The following is a 22,322-nucleotide window of genomic DNA, read 5'->3' as shown; positions in this document are numbered from 1 at the left end:
GCTGCTCCGTTCATTTTGAAGTGTATCTCATTGAACTCGGTTTTCCCGCCTGTAATGAATCAGGCGGGGCTGCGCCAGTGCAATCAGAAATGTCATGATATATAATGCAGCAGCCGCGATAAAAGCTATTTTCGCACCAGCAGCATCAGCCACTAGCCCCATAATGGAGTAGGTGACGCCTGACCAAGGAGTCAAAATCGCATTTTTTGCAGCCATGATTCCGATTCGTTTCTGCTCGGGAATAACCTCCTGCAGCATGGTTTCCTGGCAAATATCACGCACCTGATAAAAAGGCCCCATTGCAGCACAAGCCAGAGCGCATAAAAATGGGACTGGAGAAAATGAAAACAAAAGGGTCAGCGCCGACATTACAAGCGAGCTGAACATAATGGCATAGCCCATATTCCGCTCAAAAAAAGAAGAAAAACGAATGGCAATCACACTGCCGACAATTGCGCCTATAAAATAGGAAGCGTTAAACATCCCCCACCACACCTCTGTTTCATGCAAAACAGCCGCAGTAAATGCGAGGAGAATAGCAGATGACCATACGGAACCCGCCAAAGCTTCTATCACGTCCATTACAGTAATGTCTCTTACAATAGGGATGATCATTAAATCCTTCCATATACTTCTGACAGATGCTGTTTCAGCAGTTCCTGCAGCCTCTTCTTCATTTACATGCAGCACACTGATGGAAGCTCCCGATAGAACTAACAGGCAAATGGCAGCGCCGACAACGAGTTCAAAAGGGACGGCGTACGTCAGAAGGCCTCCAAGGCCCCAGCCTGCTGTTAAGAACAATTGATTCGAGAGGGAGATCACACCATTCGCTTTTACATATTGCTTCTTTGGAACAATAATCGGCAGCAGCGCAAATCTTGCCGGCTGAAAAAAAGCGCCCGCGAAGGAAAAACAAAACACAAACAGCAGCGTAATCCAAAAGAATGCCTGTCCGTGATGAGTGACGCTGTATGCCATCAGGATTGTAAAGACCGCTCTCAGCAGATTCGCTCCCGCAAGCACCTTTTTAAAACCGAGAATGCGAAGCACCGGAGAGACGCAAAAGCTTGCTGCTATACTCGCAAACGACATGAACGATAAAATAAGGCCTGCCAAAAAAACGGAGTCAGTCATTTGATAGACCCGGACCATTAAAACGATTGTGACGAGGACTCCTGCTAAAGATTGAAAAGATTGAGACAGCAATAGCGCAAAAACATTTTTGTTATGCAGAAATTGAATCGTATTTCGCCTCCGCTTTTTCCTCTAATTGTAAATGATATCATTCTCACTTTCTATGAGGACGCAAAAAAATCCTTCAAGAGATTCTCTTGAAGGATTGATGAATCATGAAAAAGCTTTAAATTCGGCTTCCGTGCACATCACAAAATGTCCCGGTTTGACTTCACGGAATTCCATCGTTTCCCCATCCTTTAATTGATGGACAGACGGATCATATTTCTGGCGAACGCGATTTCTCTCATAGTCTGGATCTGGAAGCGGAATCGCAGAAAGCAATGATTTTGTATACGGGTGAAGCGGATTCTCATACAGCTCATCTGCCGGCGCAAGCTCAACCAGTTTCCCGAAATACATGACTCCAATGCGGTCACTGATGTATTTGACCATCGATAAATCGTGGGCAATAAACAGGTATGTGAGCCCTTTTTCTTTTTGCAGTTCTTTCATTAAATTCACGACCTGCGCTTGAATAGATACATCCAAAGCGGAAATCGGCTCATCCGCGATAATGAATTCCGGATCAACAGCAAGCGCTCTGGCAATCCCGATTCTTTGGCGCTGGCCGCCGGAAAATTCATGAGGATAGCGGTTCGCGTGTTCCTTGTTTAATCCCACTGTTTCCAATAGTTCATGAACTCGCTGCATCCGCTCTTTTTTCGTTTTTGCCAGCTTATGAATATCAAGGCCTTCAGCAATAATATCAGCAACTGTCATTCTCGGATTCAGGGATGCATATGGGTCTTGGAAAATCATCTGCATTTTGCGGTTGAATTCCAGCAGCTTTTTCCGCGATTTTCTCCCGTGCACATTTTCGCCGTTGAACAGCACCTCACCATCGGTTGCTTCGTACAGCCGGATAATGCTTCGGCCTGTTGTCGATTTACCGCAGCCTGATTCACCAACCAGCCCTAATGTTTCACCTTTATAGATATCAAATGATAAATCATCTACAGCCTTAACCGTTCCCCTCGGCGTGACAAAGTGCTGTTTTAAATGTTTGATTTCTAATAGTTTTTCAGTCAATTCATTCACCTTCTCTCACTAAGACAGGTTTTTCATACGTATTTGCCAGTTTACGCATTTTCGCTTTTACCGCTTCAGGCGGCTCTACCTTTGGCGCATCAGGATGAAGCAGCCACGATTTGACATAATGAGTATCGGATACCTTAAACATTGGCGGCTCCTGTTCAAAATCGATTTTCATCGCATAAGAGCTCCGCAGGGCAAAAGCATCTCCTTTTGGCGGGTTTGTCAAATCAGGCGGCGTGCCCGGAATTGCAGTCAGCTCTTCCTCTCCTGAACTTTCCAGTGTCGGCATGGATGCAAGAAGCCCCCAAGTGTACGGATGTCTCGGATCGTAGAAGATTTCGTCTACCGTACCGGTTTCTACAATCTGTCCCGCGTACATGACAGCGACCCGGTCAGCAACGTTAGCCACAACACCAAGATCGTGTGTGATAAAGATGATGGACGTGTCAATTTTCTTTTGCAAATCCTTCATTAATTCCAAAATTTGCGCTTGAATCGTTACATCAAGAGCAGTTGTCGGCTCATCGGCGATCAGAAGTTTCGGATTCGCTGCAAGCGCCATGGCAATGACAACCCTCTGTCTCATCCCGCCTGAAAATTCATGCGGAAATTGGTTCACCCGCTTTTCCGGCATTGGGATACCGACTAATTCCAGCAGTTCAACCGCGCGTTTTTTAGCCGCTTCCTTCGAGATCTTTTCGTGTTTAAAAAGCACTTCCGTAATTTGTTTACCGACCTTCATCGTTGGATTTAAAGAGGTCATCGGATCTTGGAATATCATGCCGATCTCTTTTCCCCGGACATTTTGCATTTCTTTTTCGGACAGCGGCACCAGATCCTTTCCTTCAAACAGGATCTCACCGCGTTTGAAATAACCCGGAGGCATTGGAATCAGCTTCATAATCGCTTGAGAGGTTACACTTTTTCCGGAACCTGATTCTCCAACAATGGCCAGCGTCTCCCCTTTATCCAGATGGAAATTCACTCCGCGGATCGCCTGGACCTCTCCGCCATATGTTTTAAATGAAATTGCTAAATCTTTTACTTCTAATAGGCGTGTCACCCGTATCACTCCCTTATTTACGTAACTTAGGATCCAATGCGTCTCTTAATCCGTCGCCGACAACGTTAAAACCAAACATTGTAATGCAGATAAATCCGGCAGGGAAGAATAAACGCCACGGATAATAGGTCAATGCAGGCAATCCGTCAGAAGCCATCGTTCCCCAGCTTGCCAGCGGAGCCGGAACACCAAGTCCCAAATAGCTTAAAAAGGCTTCTGTGAAAATTGCAGTAGGAACTGTCAGTGTCATCGTGACCAAAATAGAACCCATTGCGTTTGGCACGATATGTTTAAACAGAAGACGGGATGTTTTTGCACCCAGTGTCTGTGAAGCAAGCACATACTCCTGATTCTTCAGCTGCAGCACTTGTCCGCGCACGATTCTGGCCATATTAATCCAGCCTGTAATCGTCATGGCAATAATAATCGTAAATAGACCTTTCGGAAGAACAACCATCAGTAAGATAACCATTAATAATGAAGGAACTGCCCAAAGGATATCAGCGATACGCATCATGATTTCGTCCGTTCTGCCTCCGCGGAAGCCTGAAATGCTCCCCCAAATAACACCGATCAGCAAATCAAGAACAGCGGCTGCAACACCGATAAAGATTGAGATTCGCGCCCCTACCCATGTACGGACGAAAATGTCCCGTCCAAGATCATCTGTTCCGAACCAGTGATCTTTTGAAGGCGGCTTATCCGCATTTAAGAGATTAGTAGTTGAATAATCATACCTTGAGAACATCGGCGCAAAAATTGCCATAAGGATAATAAGTACGATAATGATAAGCCCGACCATTGCAAGCTTATTGCTGCGGAAGCGAAGCATCGCATCTTTCCAGAGGGAAAGGCTCTTTTTACTTATTTTTTCTGCATCGCCGGCATTCGCTGCGGCTGGTTCAAACATGTTTTTTGGAATGTTCTGCATGGCCTAGGCTCCTTTCTTTGCTTTGGAAAGCTTGATTCTTGGATCAATAATGCCGTATAACACATCTACGATTAATACACACAATAGCAGGATGACACTGAAGAACACCGTTACACCCATAATGACCGTATAATCACGGTTTGTAATACTGTTGACGAAGTGTGCACCAAGCCCCGGGATCCCAAAAATGGTTTCAATAATGAAGCTCCCCGTTAAGACCTGTGCGGCCATCGGGCCCATATATGTAACAACCGGCAAAAGTGCGTTTCGAATGGCGTGCCGCACTGTAACCGCTGGGCGGGACAGCCCTTTCGCTTTCGCTGTGCGGATATAATCACTGTTTAACACTTCGATCATGCTTGAACGGGAAAGTCTGGCAATAAACGCCATCGGCATGGAAGCAAGTGCGATTGAAGGCAAAAAGGTGTATGCCCAGGAATCCCACCCCGCGACCGGAAACAGCCCAAGCTTCATGGAGAACACATATTGCAGAACAGCCGCCATGATAAAGCTCGGAACCGAAATACCAAATATCGTTAAAATCGCGACGGTATAATCCTGCCACTTATTATGGTAAAGGGCTGCAATGACCCCAAACAATACACCTAACGCTAAAGCGAGGAGAATAGCTTCTGCTCCAAGAGTAAATGAAACGGGGAAACCTGAACTGATCAGGTCGTTAACACTCTGACCTTTATATTTAAATGACGGTCCGAAATCCCACATTGCAACTGATTTCAAATAACTGACATATTGTACAAACAGCGGCTTGTCCAAGCCATAATGCGCATTTAAATTTGCTTCAATTTCAGGCGGAAGCTTTTTCTCACCTGAAAATGGCCCGCCCGGTGCTGCTTGCATTAAGAAGAATGTCACAGTTACAATCACAAATAGTGTGATAATCATATAGACTAAGCGTCTTCCGATATATTTTAGCAAGGGGGAACACCTCCATGGTTTTTACATTTTTATACTCCATCAGTAAGAAAGGTATATGGGGCTTTTCTCCCCATATACCTTGAGGTCTTTTATTTTCAGACGTAGCCTTATTTAAAATATGCGTTTCTGAAATAAACCTCACCAGTACCTGGCATGATAACACCTTTTAGGTTTTCATCCTGTACCCAAGTATCAGTATAGAAATAGATTGGGGCAACCGGCATTTCATCAATGAAAATACCTTCTGCTTTTTTCAGCAGCTCTGCACGTTTTGTTTTATCTGTTTCAGTTTGTGACTGATTCAGAAGCTTTTTGAATTCTGGATTTTCCCAGCCTGTATCGTTATTTCCTCCGTTTTTGTCACGGAACAATTCAAGGAAGTTGATAGGATCATTGAAGTCGCCGAGCCAGCCCATACGGCCGATTTGATAATCTTGGCTGTGGAGCTTATCAATATAGACATTCCACTCTGAGTTATCAAGCTCAACATCAACGCCTAAATTTTTCTTCCACATTTCTTGTACTGCTTGAGCGATTTTCGCGTGTGCGTCATCAGTGTTGTAAGACAATTTGATTTTTGGCAAATCAGATGCCTTGCTTAAGCCCATTTCTTTTAGGCCTTTATCAAGGTATTCTTTTGCTGTTTTGACATCATTGTCTTTGAAGTATCCTTCCTTGTTATCCTCAAATCCCTTCATTGTAGGCGGCACTGCAGCCATTGCCGGGATTTGCTCTCCTTGCGTAACGTTTTTAACAATCGACTGACGGTCAAGCGAATATGTTAAAGCTTTACGGATATTTACGTTGTCTAATGGCTTAGCTTCAGTGTTGAATTTGTACCAATACACACCTGCAATCGGCTCAACATGTAAAGAACCGTCTTTTTTCAAGGTCGGCAGGGATTCTGTCGGAAGCTGTCCGAGCGGCATACCGGCCCAATCAAGTTCGCCAGCTTGGAATTTTTTTAGTTCCGTATTGTTATTGTTGATCATAACCATATCGATTTTCTTCAGTTTGACTTTGTCTTTATCCCAATACTGGTCATTTTTTTCGAGAGTAATAGAGCCGCTGTGTTTCCATGCCGTCATTTTGAACGGCCCGTTTGATACATAATCATCTCCGGCATTTGTATTCCACTTTTTATTTTTCTCTGCAATTTTCTTATTGATCGGCATATACGTATAGAACGCAGTTAATTCAGTGAAATATGGAGTCGGGTTATTTAATTCAACCTTCAGCGTTTTGTCATTCACAGCTTTTACTGCCACATCGTCTAGGCTGCCTTTTCCGGTATTGGCCGCTTCAGCACCTTTTATGTAGTAGAGCTGGTAAGCGTATTGTGATTCGTTATTAGGGTCAAGCGCCCATTTCCAAGCATATTCAAAATCTTGTGCAGTTACAGGGTCTCCATTAGACCATTTCACACCATCACGAATGGTAAATGTATATGTCTTTCCGTCCTTGCTCGTTTCAATCTTAGAAGCCATGCCTTCTTCAGGCTCACCATCTGCATTGATACGTGTCAATCCTTCAAAAGTCTGACGGATAACACCGCCTGATACTGAATCATTTGCCAATCCCGGATGTAAGGAGAACGGCTCAGTTTTAATATTAATGTTAAGTGTCGTCTTTCCTTTACTGTCCTTTTTCCCTTCACCGTTTGATCCGCTGCCGCCAAAGCCGCACGCGCTCAGCACGAGAGTGAAAATGAGCATCAACGTGACAATCGACCAACGTTTTTTCATATTCGCAAACCCCCTAATAATAATTTTCAGCTCCTTACGGCTAAATCCTCAGAAATATCAGACAAATGAACCTGAGTTTCCACAACTTTTATTCTGTTCCGTCTTTTCTGATTATTTTTGTAAAAAAGCTGTAACAATAGAGTGAACAAGTTCATTATAATGAAACAAATAATTTATTGCAATATTATTTTATCAATTTAAAATATTTAAACTTCGTTAGTTTTTCTTCCATGAACATAATATCCTTCTACCATTTAAAGCATAAATTGATTAAAAACTTTTTCATGTGTTTTCTGCCCATATTGCTTTTTACATATAATATCTGCCTGTTTTTACGCTGATAGCAGTTATCATTTAAGGATTTTACAGCACTCGTGTTATTTATATTATTACAATTTTACTGGAAAAAAGAATGTTTTTTCATGATGACAATTGGTTATAATTGATTTATAATGAAGCAATCAAAAGAAAAGCTTGCTATGAAAAAGAGTAGTACACGTTTCACCTGTTTGAAGAGAGTCTGCGGTGCTGGGAGCAGATAACGGGCAATGTGGAATGGACTTTGGAGCAGCTGACCGAACTGGAAAAAAGTAGGCTCAGCCGGAGCAGTCTCCGTTACAAACGTCAGAGTGATTCCATTTTAATGGAATAATCAGGGTGGTACCACGGTTCATTCGTCCCTTTTTTACAGGGGAAGAATGAGCCTTTTTTATTATGTTTTAAGAAATGAGGTTGATGTTTTCATGAAACAAACGATTTTTTCAGGTATTCAGCCAAGCGGCTCAGTGACGCTCGGCAACTATATCGGTGCAATGAAGCAGTTTGTCGAACTGCAGCATGATTATAACAGCTATTTTTGCATCGTCGATCAGCATGCGATAACTGTTCCTCAAGACCGGCTTGAGCTTAGAAAGAATATCCGCAATCTCGCGGCGCTTTACTTAGCTGTCGGACTTGATCCAGAAAAAGCAACATTGTTTATTCAGTCAGAGGTCCCCGCGCATGCGCAGGCCGGATGGATGATGCAGTGTGTCGCCTATATCGGCGAGCTTGAGCGGATGACTCAATTTAAGGACAAATCCAAAGGCAATGAAGCTGTCGTCTCCGGCCTGTTAACATATCCGCCGCTGATGGCCGCTGATATTCTGCTATACGGAACGGATCTTGTACCTGTCGGCGAGGATCAAAAGCAGCACCTTGAGCTGACGCGGAATCTTGCAGAACGCTTCAACAAAAAATACAACGACATCTTTACGATTCCGGAAGTGAAAATTCCAAAAGTCGGTGCACGTATCATGTCTCTGAATGATCCGCTGAAGAAAATGAGCAAATCTGATCCGAATCAGAAAGCTTATATTACATTGCTGGATGAGCCGAAGCAGCTTGAAAAGAAAATCAAAAGCGCTGTAACGGATTCTGAAGGCATTGTGAAATTTGATAAGGAAAACAAACCGGGCGTTTCAAACCTTCTTACAATTTATTCAATCCTCGGCAATACGACAATTGAAGAGCTTGAAGCAAAGTACGAAGGAAAAGGCTACGGCGAGTTTAAAGGTGATTTGGCAGAAGTCGTGGTGAACGCATTAAAACCGATCCAGGACCGCTATTATGAGCTCATAGAATCTGAAGAATTAGACCGGATTCTTGATGAAGGCGCGGAACGAGCGAACCGGACAGCAAACAAAATGCTGAAAAAAATGGAGAATGCCATGGGTCTTGGAAGAAAAAGACGCTAATCAAAAAACCGCTCTTTGCAAAGAGCGGTTTTTTTTAGTTGACCTTTGATTCGTTTTCCATTTCCCATAGCTTTTCGAAAAAAGGCTGTCCTTTTATTAGGTTTTCGCAAAAAGCTAGGTGCTTGTCCGACCAGCCTTCAATTGTTTCGTTATACAGCATGTCCCAAATCTCTTCAAAGCTCATCCTTTTGATTTGTTCATACATATGCGGATTCCACTCTGTGTACCAGTAGCCGATTTCCGCCCGGTTTTTCAGCCCTTTCAATTGGTCAAGCGCCATAAACATCAGCTGCTTGATTTGCCGTTCTTTTCTTGTCAGTCCTCTGACATGTTCTGGTGCTAATGATAAGATGTGATATTCCTTAGAGGATTCCAGCTTCTTTGGCTCAAATTCATATGCTTCAGGCTCTACATCTTTTACCATTTCATAAACGAGCTGCTCCTGTCTTGGGATCAGACGGCTTTTTCTGACAGGGATCGTGTAGCCGATCGTGTCGACAGCTAAAATGCCGATTCCGTCTGTTACGACAAAACAATACTCAAGCTTTGTCCGCTCATGATTTTTCCGAATGTACGATTTCTGATGTACGTCTTCAAGCAAACCTTCCGGAAGCTCTGACAAATCGTTTTCTATGTAATGAAACAGTACTGACGGCACCCTTAACAGCGGCACCTGATCCAAAAGCTCAACCGTATCTTCCTTGCGCCATTCGTGAAAGTGGCATACATTGTAGCCATTTTCTTCCCCTTCAAACCAATTGACCCACACATCATGAAGAAATAACATCTCTAACCCCTCACTTTTATAAAAACTGTTGTCCACAGTATAGGCAAGGGATAGAGAAATTATTCCAAAGAGATTGAGGAAATCTGGAATCACTGGGTTTATGTAAGAATCATAAAAAGCAGATCTCTTTGTATATTTTCTGACAAAAGAAGATCTGCTTTTTTCTGATTTGGTGATATTTTATCACAGATATGATATTCATTTTTATTTAATATTTTTCGGGTCAAGCGCATCCCGCAGGCCATCACCGACAAAGTTGAAGCATAAAACGGTCATTAAAATAAATAGCCCGGGAAATAACGGGTACCACCATGCTTGAATCATTACTGTGAAATTCTGTGCGTCTTGAAGCATGTTCCCCCAGCTAGCGATTGGCGGCTGGATTCCAAAGCCCAAGTAGCTTAGCGCCGATTCAGCTAGAATAACAGACCCTACTTTCAACGTAGCTGACACGATAATCGGCCCTAACGCATTGGGCAGGATATGAGAAAAAATAATTTTGTGCGTTTTTGTTCCAATTGTTTTAGCAGCAAGAACATATTCCCTTGAACGGAGCGACAAGAATTCTCCCCTTACTAATCGTGCTGTTGTGGTCCATCCTGTGAGACAGAAAATTAAAATCAGTTTGTCCACACCCGGCTTGAAGATGGTGACCAGCGTGATCAACAAGAAAATATCAGGAATGGATAACACAATGTCAACTACACGCATAATGACAGCATCCACTATTCCTCTGAAATATCCAGCTAATGCTCCTAAAACCGTTCCGATCAAAATCGAACCGACTACGGACGCAAATCCAACCAATAAAGAGACACGCGCTCCATATAGGATCCGGCTGAAAATATCACGTCCAAATTTATCCGTTCCCATCAGATGTTCAAGGCCCGGCGCCTTATATTTATCAAGCAGGCTTTGCTGCTCTTGGGGATAAGGTGCAATTAAAGGGGCGAAAACAGCAGACATAATAATGATAAAAAGAATAACGGCACCTAAAATGGCCAGTTTGTTTTTCGAGAATTTTTCCCAGAAAATCTTTGTCATTGTTTCTGGCTTTTTCGAAATATTTTCTTTCAGCCTGATCTCCGGCGAGGGAGTTGTTTGCAGCTCTGACATCTCTGTTTCCCTCCTTTTAATATTCGATCCGCGGATCAACAATCGCGTAAAGGATGTCTGCAATGAGGTTTCCGACAACGACAAGAACCGCCGAGATCACAGTCATTGCCATGATAACCGGATAATCGCGCTGGAATGCTGAATCGACAAACAGCTTTCCTAATCCCGGCCAAGTGAAAATCTGCTCTACGACAACCGCTCCGCCAATAAAGGAAGGAATCATTAAGCCGAAAATCGTAATAACAGGCAATAGTGCATTCCGCAAGCCGTGCTTAAATAATACTCGATTCTCTTTGAAACCTTTTGATCTGGCAGTCCGGATATAATCTTGATTTAAAACATCAAGCATATTGGATCTTGTATATCTCGTTAAGCCTGCCATATCAGCTGTCGCCAGCACAAAAGCGGGTAAAAGCAAATGATGAATCCGGTCTACTATACTGAAATCTGAGTTAAGGGTGGCGACTCCCCCGGTTGGAAACCAGCCGAGATTCACGGCAAACACCATGATTAAAATCAAACCGAACCAAAAATTCGGGATTGCCAAACCGATAAATGAAGTAAATGTAATGCCGTAGTCCAGCTTCGAATAAGGTTTTTTTGCAGAAATTACCCCGAATGGGATGGAAATGATCAGCGCCAAAATTGTTGACACCAGCATCAAGAGGAGTGTGTTGGGCAGCCGTGCTAAAATCAGTTCTGAAACAGGCGTCCCTTTTCTGATGATGGATGTGCCGAAATCGCCTTGAACCATATTGCCCAGCCATTTTAAATATTGAACATACTCAGGGTCATTGAGACCGTACTTTTCAATAAACTGAGCCCTGTCTGCCTGGCTGATCGTAGGATCCATCATAAGTGTCATCGGGTCCCCTGGAGCGGCTTTCATAATAATGAAAGACAAAATTGTAATTCCCAAAAGAATAGGAATCGAAGATAACGTTCTTCGAATAATATATGTAACCATATTCTTGTCCCCTTCGTTGTTCTTTTTCAAATTCAAAGGGGAAGGAAACGCACTCCCTCCCCTGCAAGGGAAAATTATTGGGCAAGCCACCATTTTTCAATTTGGTACAACTCGCGTTTTGGATGATACACATAACCCTCTAAGTTAGCCGGCATCGCCATATGGTTGTTCGGATAGTAAAGGAAGGTATACGGCTGATCTTCAGCAAGTTTTTGGTAAATCTTTTCGTAAGCTTTTGAGTATTCGTTACGGTCACTGATTGATTTTGCATCTTTGAGAAGCTTATCAACTTCAGGGTTTTTGTACCACATGTTATTTAAGCCTTTTTCAGACTGGCTAGAATGGAAGATATCGTAATGGTCTGGGAACGTTGATAAACTCCATCCTAAAACCATTGCGTCATAGTCCCAATTAGGTGGATTTGTCTGTTCTACTAATGCACTCCACTCAACGATTTGCGGCGTTACCTTAATCCCGACTTTCTTCAATTGTTCTTGAACAACAACTGCAATGTCTTCACGAACTTTATTTCCTTGATTCGTTTTCAGTGTAAACTCGAATTTTTTACCGTCTTTATCGAGGATGCCGTCACCGTCAGTATCTTCCCAGCCGGCTTCTTTCAACATCTTCTTAGCTTTTTTGACGTTGTATTCAAATTTAGGAACCTCTATATCTTTCGGATAGTTCCATGAAACCGGGCTTTCAGGGATATAAGCGACCTTCCCGTCCCCATCTAATACGGTTTGCACCATTGTTTCACGGTCTAAAGCTGTCGTAAGCGCCTGGCGCACTTTTTTGTCTTTAAACAGCTCATTTTTCTCATTCCAGCCGATATACGTATAGCTTAACGCTAAATCTGTTACGACTTTGACATTATTAAACGATTCAGCTGTCTTATAGTCAGTTGACGGCACGTTAAAGAAATCAATATCTCCGGCCTGAAGCTGGGCAACTGCTGCATTGGCGTCAGGAATGATTTTATACGTGACACTGTCTAAATACGGACGGCCGTCATAGTAGTCATCATTAGCAACAAGCTTCACGTATTGTCCGTCTTTCCATTCTTTAAATTTGAAAGGCCCCGAGCCGATTGGATTTTTTCTATTAAATTCGTTATCTTCAAGCTCTGCAACCGGTACATCTTTTAAAATGTGCTCAGGCAGAATCCCGTAGCTGTCTAACGTATTGTTATAGAAGTTAGGGTCTTTGTATTTCAGCGTAAATAAAACCTCATAATCTCCCTTTTTCTCTACTGATTTCAGCATTTCAAAGTTAGAGCCGCGCTCTCCTTTGTAATCCTTGTTAAGCGGAATGCTGTACGTAAAGACGACATCATCGGCAGTAAGCTCTTCTCCGTCATGGAACTTAACGCCTTTTTTGATTTTTACGTCATATTTCAATCCGCCATCCAGCTCTTTCACACTTTCCGCCAGTGACATTTTGACATTTAAGTTTTCATCGGTTTTCGTTAAAAAGCTGTAAATCATTTGTTCAATATCTGTACTTGATTCATCTGTTGAATATAATGAGTTGAAAAGTGTTGGCGCTCCGATTGAACCAACAACCAAATCCCCGCCTTGCTGCGGTTTGCCTGCTGATTTTTTCTCGCTGCTGTTGCTCGATTTTGATCCCGAGCAGGCTGATAAAAAGATGGCCAGAACCATCAATACACTTAGCATCATCAGTGCGGTTTTCCGTCTTTTCATTAGATATTCCCCCTCTTGAAATGTTCGTTCTTCTCAGCTGTTGTTTATGTAGTGTGCATACCCCCTCTCAAGCTGTGCGGGCAACATTAGCTATAAAGGTGACAAGCCACAAAGTGGCTGGGAGCAGCTTCTTTAAATTCTGGTATTTGTTCCTTGCATATCGGTTTTGCAACAGGACATCTTGTGTGGAATACGCAGCCTTTTGGCGGGTTGGCCGGACTAGGCAGTTCTCCCTTCAGGACAATGCGTTCACGTTTGACAGATCCTCTTTTTCTTGTAACCGGAACGGAGGATAAAAGCGCTTGGGTATATGGGTGAAGCGGGTTGTCATAAAGCTCATGCTTGCCGGTCAGTTCCATCATTTTGCCAAGATACATTACTCCGACTCTGTCGCTGATATGGCGTACGACACTCAGATCATGAGAGATAAATAGATACGTAAGATTAAATTCTTCCTGTAATTCCTCCATCAAGTTAATCACTTGGGCCTGAATGGATACATCAAGTGCGGAAACCGGCTCATCTGCAATGATCAGCTCTGGATTCAAAGTAAGTGCTCTGGCAATGCCGATCCGCTGGCGCTGGCCGCCGGAAAACTCATGGGGATAACGGCTTGCAAACGACGGGTGAAGCCCTACTCTTGCAAGCAGCTCTTCAACTTTTTCGTTTCGTTCACGCATGGTATACATGTTGTGCGTATTAAACGGCTCCTTTATGATGGAACGCAGGGTCTTTCTCGGGTTTAACGAAGCAAATGGATCTTGGAAAACCATTTGAATATTTTTGCGGACACTCTTCCGCAGCTTCTCCTCTGACAGATTGGAAATATCCTGCCCTTTAAAAAGAATTTGGCCCTCTGTCGGTTTGTACAGTCTGATCATCGTTCTGCCGGCAGTCGATTTTCCGCAGCCCGACTCTCCAACGATTCCGAGTGTTTCTCCTTTTTTTAATGAAAATGAAACACCATCCACCGCTTTTACATCACCGACTTTTCTTTGAAAAAGGCCTGACCGGATCGGAAAGTATTTTTTTACGTCACGAAGCTCTAAGATTGTTTCTTGATTAGCTGCTGTCATGATTGTTCGGCACCCTCTTCCTCATATAAAAAGCATCTCACCGTTCTTCCGCTTTTGTGTGTCAAAAGCGAAGGCTGATTTGTCCAGCACTTATCCATAGCTTTCGGGCACCTTGGGGCAAAACGGCACCCCGGCGGCAGATTATCCGGTGTAGGCACACTGCCTTTAATCGCATTTAATTTATCAATCTCTCCATCTATAACAGGAATTGACGTAAGCAGGCCTTCTGTATACGGATGAAGCGGTTCTAAAAATAAGTCATCAACAGTGGCGTTTTCTACGACTTGTCCGCAGTACATGACAATCACTCTATCGGCAGCTTCAGACACGACACCTAAGTCGTGTGTGATGAGAAGAATCGATGTATTGAACTTCTGACAGAGATCTTTCATGAGCTCCAGCACCTGGGCTTGTATTGTCACGTCCAGCGCTGTCGTTGGTTCATCAGCAATGAGCAGTTTAGGATTACAGCTCAGTGCGATGGCAATCATCACCCTCTGTCTCATACCGCCGGACAGCCGATGCGGGTACTCCTTCATAATTTGCTCCGCCCGGGAGAAACCGACCATCTGCAAGAGTTCAACAGCTCGTTGACGGGCTTCTTTTTTCTTCATGTTTTTATGGTAAATCAGCACTTCGGTAATTTGTTCTCCGATTGTTAACACCGGATTAAGGGAGGTCATTGGTTCCTGAAAGATCATGGATACTTCGTTACCGCGGATTTTGCAATAATCGTTTTCAGTGAATGAGGTGAGGTCTTTGTCTTCGAGTTTAATAGAGCCGTCCATGATTTTTCCGCCTGAGCTTTGGACGAGGCCCATAATTGATAAAGAAGTAATGCTTTTTCCGGAGCCCGATTCACCTACAAGCGCGACGGTTTCGCCTTTGCTGATGTGAAAATCGACTCCGTCAACCGCAGGGATCGGCTCCTTTTTCCTGAAAAAATATGTCTTTAAATTATTCACTTCTAAAAGTGTGCTCATGCTAGCTCCCCTTTCCCCCCTCTTGTTGTCAAACGTTTTCAAGAGAAAGCAATCCCCTTATTCAGAAATAATAAATAATATTGAATTATCGAAAAATTTTATAGTTGTATATTATTACAATCATTTTGCAAAATCAAGAATTTTTTAGGATAATTGTAATATTATTAATGAAATTCCATTATTTTATCCTTTTAAAGCATTGCATCCAAAAAGGTCTCAGCAGAAATGGACAGCCCGTCTGCGGCGCTTACCTTGCTGGCAGTTAAATATTTTTTTACAATATTGAATCCAACTGCGTATCCAAGCATTTTTGGCTGATATCCTTTGCCGAATAACAGCTGGGGAAATAATCGATTATCCCGTTTGATATCCCGATGGGGCGCAATCTTTTTTTCATATAAAGCCTGAAGCTGCTCCGGTGTATACCAAGTCGTCCACTCAGCCGTTTGACTTCGGCCGAACCTCTCATAAACAGCATATTCCGCCAGCCCTTCCATGATGATTGTATCAAGTAATGTGACATCCTTTTCCTCTTTTGTCAGATGACCTAACCGGCAAACGTGATGATACTCATGCGTCATAAGGGCAGATACCGACCCAAAATCTAAATCTGACGAAAGAAAAAGAAACATTTTGTCTTGAAAGGCGAGTCCTGATTTTGATCCGAATTCTAAACGGATTCTCCTGTTTCGTTCATCAACCGGCAGCGTGACAATTGGTACATCAGGACCTTGCCATTTGTTTTTGAGGTACTGTTCTTCCTTTTGGATATGTCCGTAAAAACCTTTTTCCTTCAGCTTGGAAACCGTCTGAATACCCTCTTTTATGTTTTTAAACATCCCATGATGCTGAAGATGCCCCAGAATGCCCTTCCAGTTCTTTTTCTCCGCACCTGAAAAAAGCGGGATAATATAATGCGCCAAATCATCTATTGAATCAGCCTTCCTGAGCCAGCTATATGTTTGTTCTACACTCATGTGATCGCCTCCTCTTTTAATCCTATGCACACAAAAAAAACCGGCTACCCTTTAAGGGCAGCCGGTTTGGCTTGATTATGATTGATATTTCTTAAAGATTAATGTTGCGTTGTGTCCGCCGAATCCTAATGAGTTGCTGAGAACATAATTAAGTTCCTGTCTGCGGGCTTCATCAGGCACATAATCCAAATCACATTCTTCGTCAGGTGTTTGAATATTGATTGTCGGCGGAATCACGCCTTCTTTAATGGCAAGGATAGAGAAAATGGCTTCAATACCGCCGGCTGCTCCTAAGAGGTGGCCTGTCATCGATTTTGTAGAGCTTACCGCAAGTTTATGCGCATGCTCGCCAAAAACAGTCTTAATCGCCATTGTTTCATATTTGTCGTTGTAATACGTGCTTGTCCCGTGAGCATTGATGTAATCAATTTCCTCAGGTGCAATGCCTGCATCTTTAATGGCTTCTTGCATCGCTCTCGCTCCGCCTTCGCCGTCTTGGGCCGGCGCTGTGATATGATAAGCGTCTCCGGTTGAGCCGTAGCCGACAATTTCTCCGTAAATTTTAGCGCCGCGGGCCAGGGCATGCTCAAGTTCTTCAAGAACGATAATCCCTGCACCTTCCCCCATGACAAAGCCATCACGGTTTTTATCGAACGGGCGGCTCGCTGTTTTCGGATCTGGATTAGTAGACAGCGCTTTGTTAGCACTAAAGCCGGCGAATGACATTCTTGTCAGCGGCGCTTCTGTTCCGCCTGTGACCATCACGTCTGCATCACCGCGCTGAATAACCTTAAACGCGTCACCGATGGAGTTCGTTCCTGTAGCACATGCTGTAACCGTACAAGAGTTCACCCCTTTTGCTCCTAATGCAATAGAAATCTGGCCTGTCGCCATGTCAGGAATCATCATTGGCACGAAAAACGGGCTTACCCGTCTTGGGCCTTTTGTTAAGAAGATTTCAAATTGAGACTCTAGTGTTTCAAGTCCTCCGATACCGGAGCCTACCCAAACACCGACTCTCGGCGCGATCTCATCGGTAATGTTAAGATCTGCATCTTCAACCGCCATTTTCGCAGCCACAACCGCATATTGTGTAAAGCGGTCCATTTTTCTGGCTTCTTTTTTATCCATATAATCTTCAACATTAAAATCTTTTAATTCAGCGGCAACTTTTGCCGGATATTCTTCAGCGTCAACACGAGTGATCGGACCGATTCCGGACACACCGTTGATTGCGTTATTCCAACTTGTATCGACGTCGTTGCCAAGTGGAGATAATGCTCCAAGTCCTGTAACAACTACTCTTTTTTTAGTCATCTTGTGTGCACCTCACCTTTTTTTATCGGCCCCAGCGGATTGCAATGGCGCCCCATGTTAGTCCTCCGCCGAACCCTACCATAACGACCACATCGCCGTCTTTGATTTTACCGGCTTCCAATTCTTCTACAAGAGAGATCGGAATGGATGCGGCAGAAGTATTTCCATATTTATGAACAGTTTTAGACATCTTTTCGACAGGAAGCTCTAAACGCTCGCGAGCAGCTTCCATGATACGGATGTTCGCCTGATGCGGAATCAAAAAGTCGACATCCTCTTTTGAAAGTCCGGCTTTTTCAATGACATTTACGCATGATTCTCCCATTTGGCGGACTGCAAATTTGAAAACTTCTCGTCCATTCATGATTGTATGTCGTTTTTCATTCAGATACAAGTGCTGACCGCCTGTGCCGTCGGCTCCTAGTTCAAATGAAAGGATTCCTCTGTCATCACTGACTGGCCCGACTACCGCAGCGCCTGCTCCGTCTCCAAACAGAACGGCTGTATTGCGGTCTTCCCAGTCGGTAATGCTTGAGAGCTTCTCTACACCGACAACTAGAACATGCTTGTAGGTTCCGGATTCAATAAATTGTTTACCGGTTACAACTCCGTACATGAAGCCCGCACAAGCCGCGCTGATATCCATAGCACACGCTTTCTTCGCGCCGAGCTGTTCTTGAATCATACAAGAGACCGTAGGAAATGACTGATCAGGTGTAACAGTTGCAACCAAGATCATATCCAGATCCTCAGCAGCCACTTCAGCTTGTTCTAGCGCATTTTTCGCTGCTGCAACAGCCATATGTGATGAAAACACATCATCTGCTGCGATTCTTCTTTCTTCTATTCCTGTTCTTGTACGAATCCACTCGTCAGAAGTTTCAACCATTTTTTCAAGATCATGATTTGTTAAAACCTTCTCAGGAATGTAACGTCCAACACCAAGTATTCCAGCTTTCATTAGGGAAGACTCCTTTATATCTTAAATTTAGAAGATCAATCAGGTTGTGATCAATTATTAGTATCAGGTACTAATTCTATCCTATTTTTTTTCACATGGCAATATATTCGTCTAAACTATCAGTTCATCTTACTCATAGAGTATGGTATATGGAAAGGAGGCGTATGCAGTTGGATGTGTTTTCAAGAATGATGTTCGGCGATGCAGCAAAACCAACAGAAGAGAAGGAGGAGGAACAGCAAGAGGAAGTTTCTCAGGTTTCTCAGACAAACGACGAAGAGACGATTAATTACATGCATATTATGGACCAAATCGGTTCAATTATGAACTCTCTTGATCAAATCAAGCCCGCTTTAAAGGAGCTTGCGCCCATGCTCTCCGCTATTAAAAAGAAAATCATGTGAAAAGCCACTTTCAAAAAAGTGGCTTCTTCTTATTCTGTTTCAGATTTAGCGTCAGACTTGCCAAGCTCATAAGCTTCCGCCATTACCGTTGTAAATAGATTCATAAACGGCTGGATGGCCTCCATTGAGAGCTCAATGCCTGATTTCTCAAGCTGTTCTTTCGCTTCAGGGAGATATTTCATGGCAATTTGCAAGAATTCAAGTGATTTTTCGTGCTGCATGTGACGTCACTCCATTATTCGTTTTTTGGCAGCTCGCCTGTTTTGTTGTATGTTTTGATCAGCTTGGCGATTCTTTGCTGAAAGTCTTTGTCGACGAGCGGGCTGAATGTTCCCATCTCAACGACTCCCGTATTCAGGTCGTAGTAATGATCGCCGCCCTCAAGGGTGCCTTTATTAAATTGTTCAGCAATGATTTCATAGGCCTTGTCCACATTTTGCACCGTGCTGGTTAATACGGTATTCTCGCCCAGATCCGATTGATCTGTGACGTAGCCAATGGCATAAAGACCGTCTTTTTTGATTTGCTGAATAACAGGAACATTATACCCGTCTCCGGCGGGATACACAACATCCGCGCCTTCGTTCTTCATTTTCTGATAAAGCTTTACTGCTGTTGTATCATCATCCCAATGATCCGTATATTTCGTATTTACCTCTATATCCGGATTTTCATACTTGGCCCCTTTGATAAAACCATCAACCTCAGGCTGCCACGTAAAGGAGGCAATTACACCGACCTGATTCGTTTTCGACATATGGGCAGCAGTCATTCCTCCAAAAAAGCCCATTGCTTCCCCGCTAAAATGGACACTCGTTACATTATCAGCTTTCGCTTTCGCATTGGAAATGACGAATTCCATATCTGGATAATCTTCGCCGACCAAGTTAAACACCTCAGCATATTCACTCCCATGACCGTAGAGCAGATTGACGCCCCTCTTATGAAAATCCTCAATCGCATTTATGATATCTTCTTCTGTTTTAACGCCTTCTTTATAATAGACGTCCACATTGTATTTGGATTGTATATTCAGTAATCCTTTATACCCTTTTGTGCCCCATACGAGGTCATTAATCGTATCAGGAAAGAGCATGCCGACCTTCTCAATTTTTCCTTTGAACGGAGTTTGTCCACATCCACTCAATAAAAGGAGGACAGAAAAGATCATGACAAGCCTTGTGATCAAGTCATGTTCAACTCCTTTTGACAAGCTATAACATGTATTATTTTTATACGTTTATTGTATCTAGAAAACTCGAAACATGGAAGGTTTTTCTTAATATTTGTCGAAAATTGATGAAAATTGTCTTTTCCACTCGATAATTTTTGTTTTTGCTTCTTCTTTTGAGGTTTTCTCTGTGACTTGCAATTCAAAAAGCTGATCTTTGCTATGACGGCTTGGTTCTAACAGGAATCTCAGCAACTCGTCAGCCACGTCGTTTGTGTAATAGCCGTCTTCCTCTGTTTCTTCTTTCCATGGCCCGTACATTTTCGGCAGGATCACGGTTTTTTCCGAGCCTGTTTTTTCACGTTTTTCCCATTCTTTTCGGTCTTCTTCATATACTAAAATATAAGGAGAATCACATTGGTCTAAAGGCAAAAAACTTCCAAACTGGATACAAATTGTATCATAATTTTGATCTCCAATGTGTTCAAGCTGGCGAAAGAGTTCATTTCTCCCAAGCCACATGAGTCTTTCTTCTAAGTACATTTGTCTCATTTTATCTTCTGTTTCCGCCAGAACAACGTCAACATGTATGCCTTCATCCATCATTCGTTCACATAATGAAAGGCCGAAAAATTCGTCCGCACCTACAATCAGCGTTGATTCCATTGCATCTGCCGCCCTTCCGGTTTTTCATTTCCCAAAACAAAACAGCCTCCGCAAAAGAGAAGGCTGTTGTCATTATATTCTCTATAATTCTTTTTCATGACTATGAAAGAATTTGCAAATTGATGCATAAATTCTGCTTGGATGCTCAAATAAATGAAATGTCATGTCGACCGGTGAGCCTTGCTTTTGCTGTTTTTCCTTGAAAACTTCCGCATGTACGCTGTAGGGATATGGAGCTCCGGTCATACGCTGCCATATATGAACCGGTACGCCGCTCGGGTAGCTTTGAATTGTTTTATAACGAAGCGCTTCCGCTTCTTTTTCAGAAATTCCGTAGCTTTTCGAAACTTCTTTCAAAAATTGCTTATAGAAAAATTTATTTTCTTTTTCCGATTCATAATGTGCCTGAAGATCGAGACAAGGATTCAACATTGCGGCTGAGCGGATATGATCCGGGGAAAAACGAAGCAGTTCATCGGCCACGAGAGCACCCATGCCTTCTGCTAAAATATGAATCTTCGGATTGAGGATTTCCTGCTTCAGCACAGAATGTATCAGCTGTTTGGCATAGGTGACTGCTTTTTCCGCCCCCCAATGCCTTCCGAACAGATTGCTGTTAAAAAGAGTATATCCTTCATTCATCAACATGCTCAGAAGCTGATTTCTGCCATAATGCTGCTGCCAAAAGCTTGAATCATGTCCGACAAAGTGGGTTCTGTCCCCCAAGATAAAGATGCCGAAGCCGTTCGGGCGATAGGGCAGATGAATGACATTATGCTCCGTTCCCAGTTGAAAGTATCTTTCCGTTATTCCCATCGCTTGCCCGCCTCCTTTCACACTTCATCTCACGCTATCTTATGTAAATAGAAAAGAAACGAATAAGGTAAAGTCCTAGCCTTTTACATTTTTGGCTATTATACTGATTGACGTTTTTATATTTTACCATTAAAGTGTGACGAATCAGACTCTTTTGTCACCTCACTTTCTGCTAAAATTGGATTCCCCCTTCGCTTTTTGTATGGTATGATAACTTTTAGAATAGAATGAGAAGGACGAGGTGGAAACGTGCGATATATTATTGCCTTTATTTGGACGTTCCTTTTATCACATATGGCATGCTACTTGGTTGCAAGCATGAACAGCGTTACGTATAATTTCAAAACATCATCTGTCATTGCTGTTGTACTGTATGTCTTAATCATTGTTTTAGCAGAAATCATGCCTATGAACAAAAATGCAAGCCAGCATTAAAAAGCCAAAAACCCAAAACATTTATTGTTTTGGGTTTTTTAGTGGTCACGGCTTTCTTTTGTAGGTCCACAGCCGGTTGTGGTTTGATGTTTCGGGGAACATTTCCCCTGCTGACAGATGGACCTTTTGAGGGTTTTTAACCATGCTCCCTGTCTCGCCGATTTCTACGTAGACACCGTTATTAGGCGCTTTCTGTCCGGGCCGGAATTGGTGCTGCTGTCCCACTGTTTTTCCTCCTTTTCCTTTTTGCTG

The 22,322-nt window shown here is 43.1% G+C and carries 23 protein-coding genes and 1 other annotated feature; of the genes, 3 read left to right on the top strand and 20 right to left on the bottom strand.

Features of this window, described 5'->3' with window-relative positions; genetic code table 11:
* Positions 1–27 precede the first annotated feature (27 nt).
* The 6 genes from MKX38_RS06125 to oppA all read right to left on the bottom strand — a co-directional run bounded on the left by MKX38_RS06125 (position 28) and on the right by oppA (position 6,952).
* Positions 28–1,245: an MFS transporter gene (locus MKX38_RS06125; RefSeq protein ID WP_224588911.1), complete on the bottom strand. Its 1,218-nt coding sequence runs from the start codon at positions 1,243–1,245 to the stop codon at positions 28–30.
* A gap of 105 nt (positions 1,246–1,350) precedes the next feature.
* Entirely contained in the window at positions 1,351–2,268 is a 918-nt protein-coding gene (oppF, locus tag MKX38_RS06120) for an oligopeptide ABC transporter ATP-binding protein OppF (protein WP_003245567.1), read from the bottom strand.
* A 1-nt stretch (position 2,269) separates the two neighbouring features.
* Positions 2,270–3,346 carry an oligopeptide ABC transporter ATP-binding protein OppD gene (gene oppD / locus MKX38_RS06115; RefSeq protein WP_077670618.1) on the bottom strand — a complete coding sequence of 359 codons (1,077 nt, stop codon included), beginning with the start codon at positions 3,344–3,346 and terminating at the stop codon, positions 2,270–2,272.
* A 4-nt stretch (positions 3,347–3,350) separates the two neighbouring features.
* On the bottom strand, positions 3,351–4,268 hold the full coding sequence (oppC, locus tag MKX38_RS06110) for an oligopeptide ABC transporter permease OppC (protein WP_003232954.1): 918 nt from the start codon (positions 4,266–4,268) through the stop codon (positions 3,351–3,353).
* A gap of 3 nt (positions 4,269–4,271) precedes the next feature.
* Positions 4,272–5,207, bottom strand: a complete 936-nt coding sequence (gene oppB, locus MKX38_RS06105) for an oligopeptide ABC transporter permease OppB (RefSeq protein ID WP_003245554.1) — start codon at positions 5,205–5,207, stop codon at positions 4,272–4,274.
* A 107-nt stretch (positions 5,208–5,314) separates the two neighbouring features.
* The gene (oppA, locus tag MKX38_RS06100; RefSeq protein WP_015252360.1) at positions 5,315–6,952 is read right to left on the bottom strand and encodes an oligopeptide ABC transporter substrate-binding protein OppA; all 1,638 of its coding nucleotides are present in this window, start codon (positions 6,950–6,952) and stop codon (positions 5,315–5,317) included.
* A 470-nt stretch (positions 6,953–7,422) separates the two neighbouring features.
* Positions 7,423–7,637: a binding site (T-box leader), on the top strand.
* Between the two features lie 58 nt (positions 7,638–7,695).
* Here oppA and trpS point away from each other — a divergent pair.
* Positions 7,696–8,688 (top strand): tryptophan--tRNA ligase, encoded by a 993-nt coding sequence (trpS, locus tag MKX38_RS06095; RefSeq protein ID WP_003245134.1) that lies wholly within the window; start codon positions 7,696–7,698, stop codon positions 8,686–8,688.
* A 34-nt stretch (positions 8,689–8,722) separates the two neighbouring features.
* Here trpS and MKX38_RS06090 read toward each other — a convergent pair whose 3' ends face one another.
* The 9 genes from MKX38_RS06090 to fabH all read right to left on the bottom strand — a co-directional run bounded on the left by MKX38_RS06090 (position 8,723) and on the right by fabH (position 18,578).
* Entirely contained in the window at positions 8,723–9,475 is a 753-nt protein-coding gene (locus MKX38_RS06090; protein ID WP_003232959.1) for a YjbA family protein, read from the bottom strand.
* 204 nt (positions 9,476–9,679) lie between these two features.
* Positions 9,680–10,591 carry an oligopeptide ABC transporter permease AppC gene (gene appC / locus MKX38_RS06085; protein WP_003232961.1) on the bottom strand — a complete coding sequence of 304 codons (912 nt, stop codon included), beginning with the start codon at positions 10,589–10,591 and terminating at the stop codon, positions 9,680–9,682.
* Between the two features lie 16 nt (positions 10,592–10,607).
* On the bottom strand, positions 10,608–11,558 hold the full coding sequence (locus MKX38_RS06080; protein WP_014476430.1) for an ABC transporter permease: 951 nt from the start codon (positions 11,556–11,558) through the stop codon (positions 10,608–10,610).
* A gap of 74 nt (positions 11,559–11,632) precedes the next feature.
* Positions 11,633–13,264: a peptide-binding protein gene (locus tag MKX38_RS06075; protein ID WP_029317612.1), complete on the bottom strand. Its 1,632-nt coding sequence runs from the start codon at positions 13,262–13,264 to the stop codon at positions 11,633–11,635.
* Positions 13,265–13,350: 86 nt separating this feature from the next.
* Positions 13,351–14,340 (bottom strand): oligopeptide ABC transporter ATP-binding protein AppF, encoded by a 990-nt coding sequence (gene appF / locus MKX38_RS06070; protein ID WP_014476428.1) that lies wholly within the window; start codon positions 14,338–14,340, stop codon positions 13,351–13,353.
* The gene (gene appD / locus MKX38_RS06065; RefSeq protein WP_003232965.1) at positions 14,337–15,323 is read right to left on the bottom strand and encodes an oligopeptide ABC transporter ATP-binding protein AppD; all 987 of its coding nucleotides are present in this window, start codon (positions 15,321–15,323) and stop codon (positions 14,337–14,339) included. Before appD ends, appF begins: the two co-directional genes overlap by 4 nt.
* A gap of 191 nt (positions 15,324–15,514) precedes the next feature.
* Positions 15,515–16,300, bottom strand: a complete 786-nt coding sequence (locus MKX38_RS06060) for a DUF2268 domain-containing protein (protein ID WP_339188961.1) — start codon at positions 16,298–16,300, stop codon at positions 15,515–15,517.
* A gap of 75 nt (positions 16,301–16,375) precedes the next feature.
* Positions 16,376–17,617 carry a beta-ketoacyl-ACP synthase II gene (gene fabF / locus MKX38_RS06055; RefSeq protein WP_003244890.1) on the bottom strand — a complete coding sequence of 414 codons (1,242 nt, stop codon included), beginning with the start codon at positions 17,615–17,617 and terminating at the stop codon, positions 16,376–16,378.
* 22 nt (positions 17,618–17,639) lie between these two features.
* Positions 17,640–18,578 (bottom strand): beta-ketoacyl-ACP synthase III, encoded by a 939-nt coding sequence (fabH, locus tag MKX38_RS06050; RefSeq protein ID WP_003232971.1) that lies wholly within the window; start codon positions 18,576–18,578, stop codon positions 17,640–17,642.
* 164 nt (positions 18,579–18,742) lie between these two features.
* Between fabH and yjzB the strand changes: the two genes are divergently transcribed.
* Positions 18,743–18,982 carry a spore coat protein YjzB gene (yjzB, locus tag MKX38_RS06045; RefSeq protein ID WP_003232972.1) on the top strand — a complete coding sequence of 80 codons (240 nt, stop codon included), beginning with the start codon at positions 18,743–18,745 and terminating at the stop codon, positions 18,980–18,982.
* A gap of 29 nt (positions 18,983–19,011) precedes the next feature.
* On the opposite strand, the gene comZ is transcribed toward yjzB, so the two are convergent.
* The 4 genes from comZ to MKX38_RS06025 all read right to left on the bottom strand — a co-directional run bounded on the left by comZ (position 19,012) and on the right by MKX38_RS06025 (position 21,635).
* Positions 19,012–19,203 (bottom strand): ComG operon transcriptional repressor ComZ, encoded by a 192-nt coding sequence (comZ, locus tag MKX38_RS06040; protein WP_003224559.1) that lies wholly within the window; start codon positions 19,201–19,203, stop codon positions 19,012–19,014.
* A 14-nt stretch (positions 19,204–19,217) separates the two neighbouring features.
* Positions 19,218–20,171, bottom strand: a complete 954-nt coding sequence (med, locus tag MKX38_RS06035; RefSeq protein WP_014476425.1) for a transcriptional regulator Med — start codon at positions 20,169–20,171, stop codon at positions 19,218–19,220.
* 90 nt (positions 20,172–20,261) lie between these two features.
* The gene (locus MKX38_RS06030; RefSeq protein ID WP_014479435.1) at positions 20,262–20,819 is read right to left on the bottom strand and encodes a hypothetical protein; all 558 of its coding nucleotides are present in this window, start codon (positions 20,817–20,819) and stop codon (positions 20,262–20,264) included.
* 81 nt (positions 20,820–20,900) lie between these two features.
* The gene (locus tag MKX38_RS06025) at positions 20,901–21,635 is read right to left on the bottom strand and encodes a hypothetical protein (protein WP_032721340.1); all 735 of its coding nucleotides are present in this window, start codon (positions 21,633–21,635) and stop codon (positions 20,901–20,903) included.
* A gap of 249 nt (positions 21,636–21,884) precedes the next feature.
* Between MKX38_RS06025 and MKX38_RS06020 the strand changes: the two genes are divergently transcribed.
* A complete protein-coding gene (locus MKX38_RS06020; RefSeq protein WP_029317607.1) occupies positions 21,885–22,070 on the top strand; it encodes a DUF2929 domain-containing protein in 186 nt (61 codons plus the stop codon).
* A 45-nt stretch (positions 22,071–22,115) separates the two neighbouring features.
* Here the strand turns inward: MKX38_RS06020 and MKX38_RS06015 are convergent, their stop codons facing one another.
* Positions 22,116–22,295: a YjzC family protein gene (locus MKX38_RS06015; protein ID WP_003245356.1), complete on the bottom strand. Its 180-nt coding sequence runs from the start codon at positions 22,293–22,295 to the stop codon at positions 22,116–22,118.
* Positions 22,296–22,322: the final 27 nt, after the last annotated feature.

This window comes from Bacillus sp. FSL M8-0025, from assembly GCF_037975475.1.
Lineage (GTDB): Bacteria > Bacillota > Bacilli > Bacillales > Bacillaceae > Bacillus > Bacillus subtilis.
The sequence above is the reverse complement of the archived record's forward strand: the minus strand, read 5'-3'. Positions and strand labels throughout refer to the sequence as shown.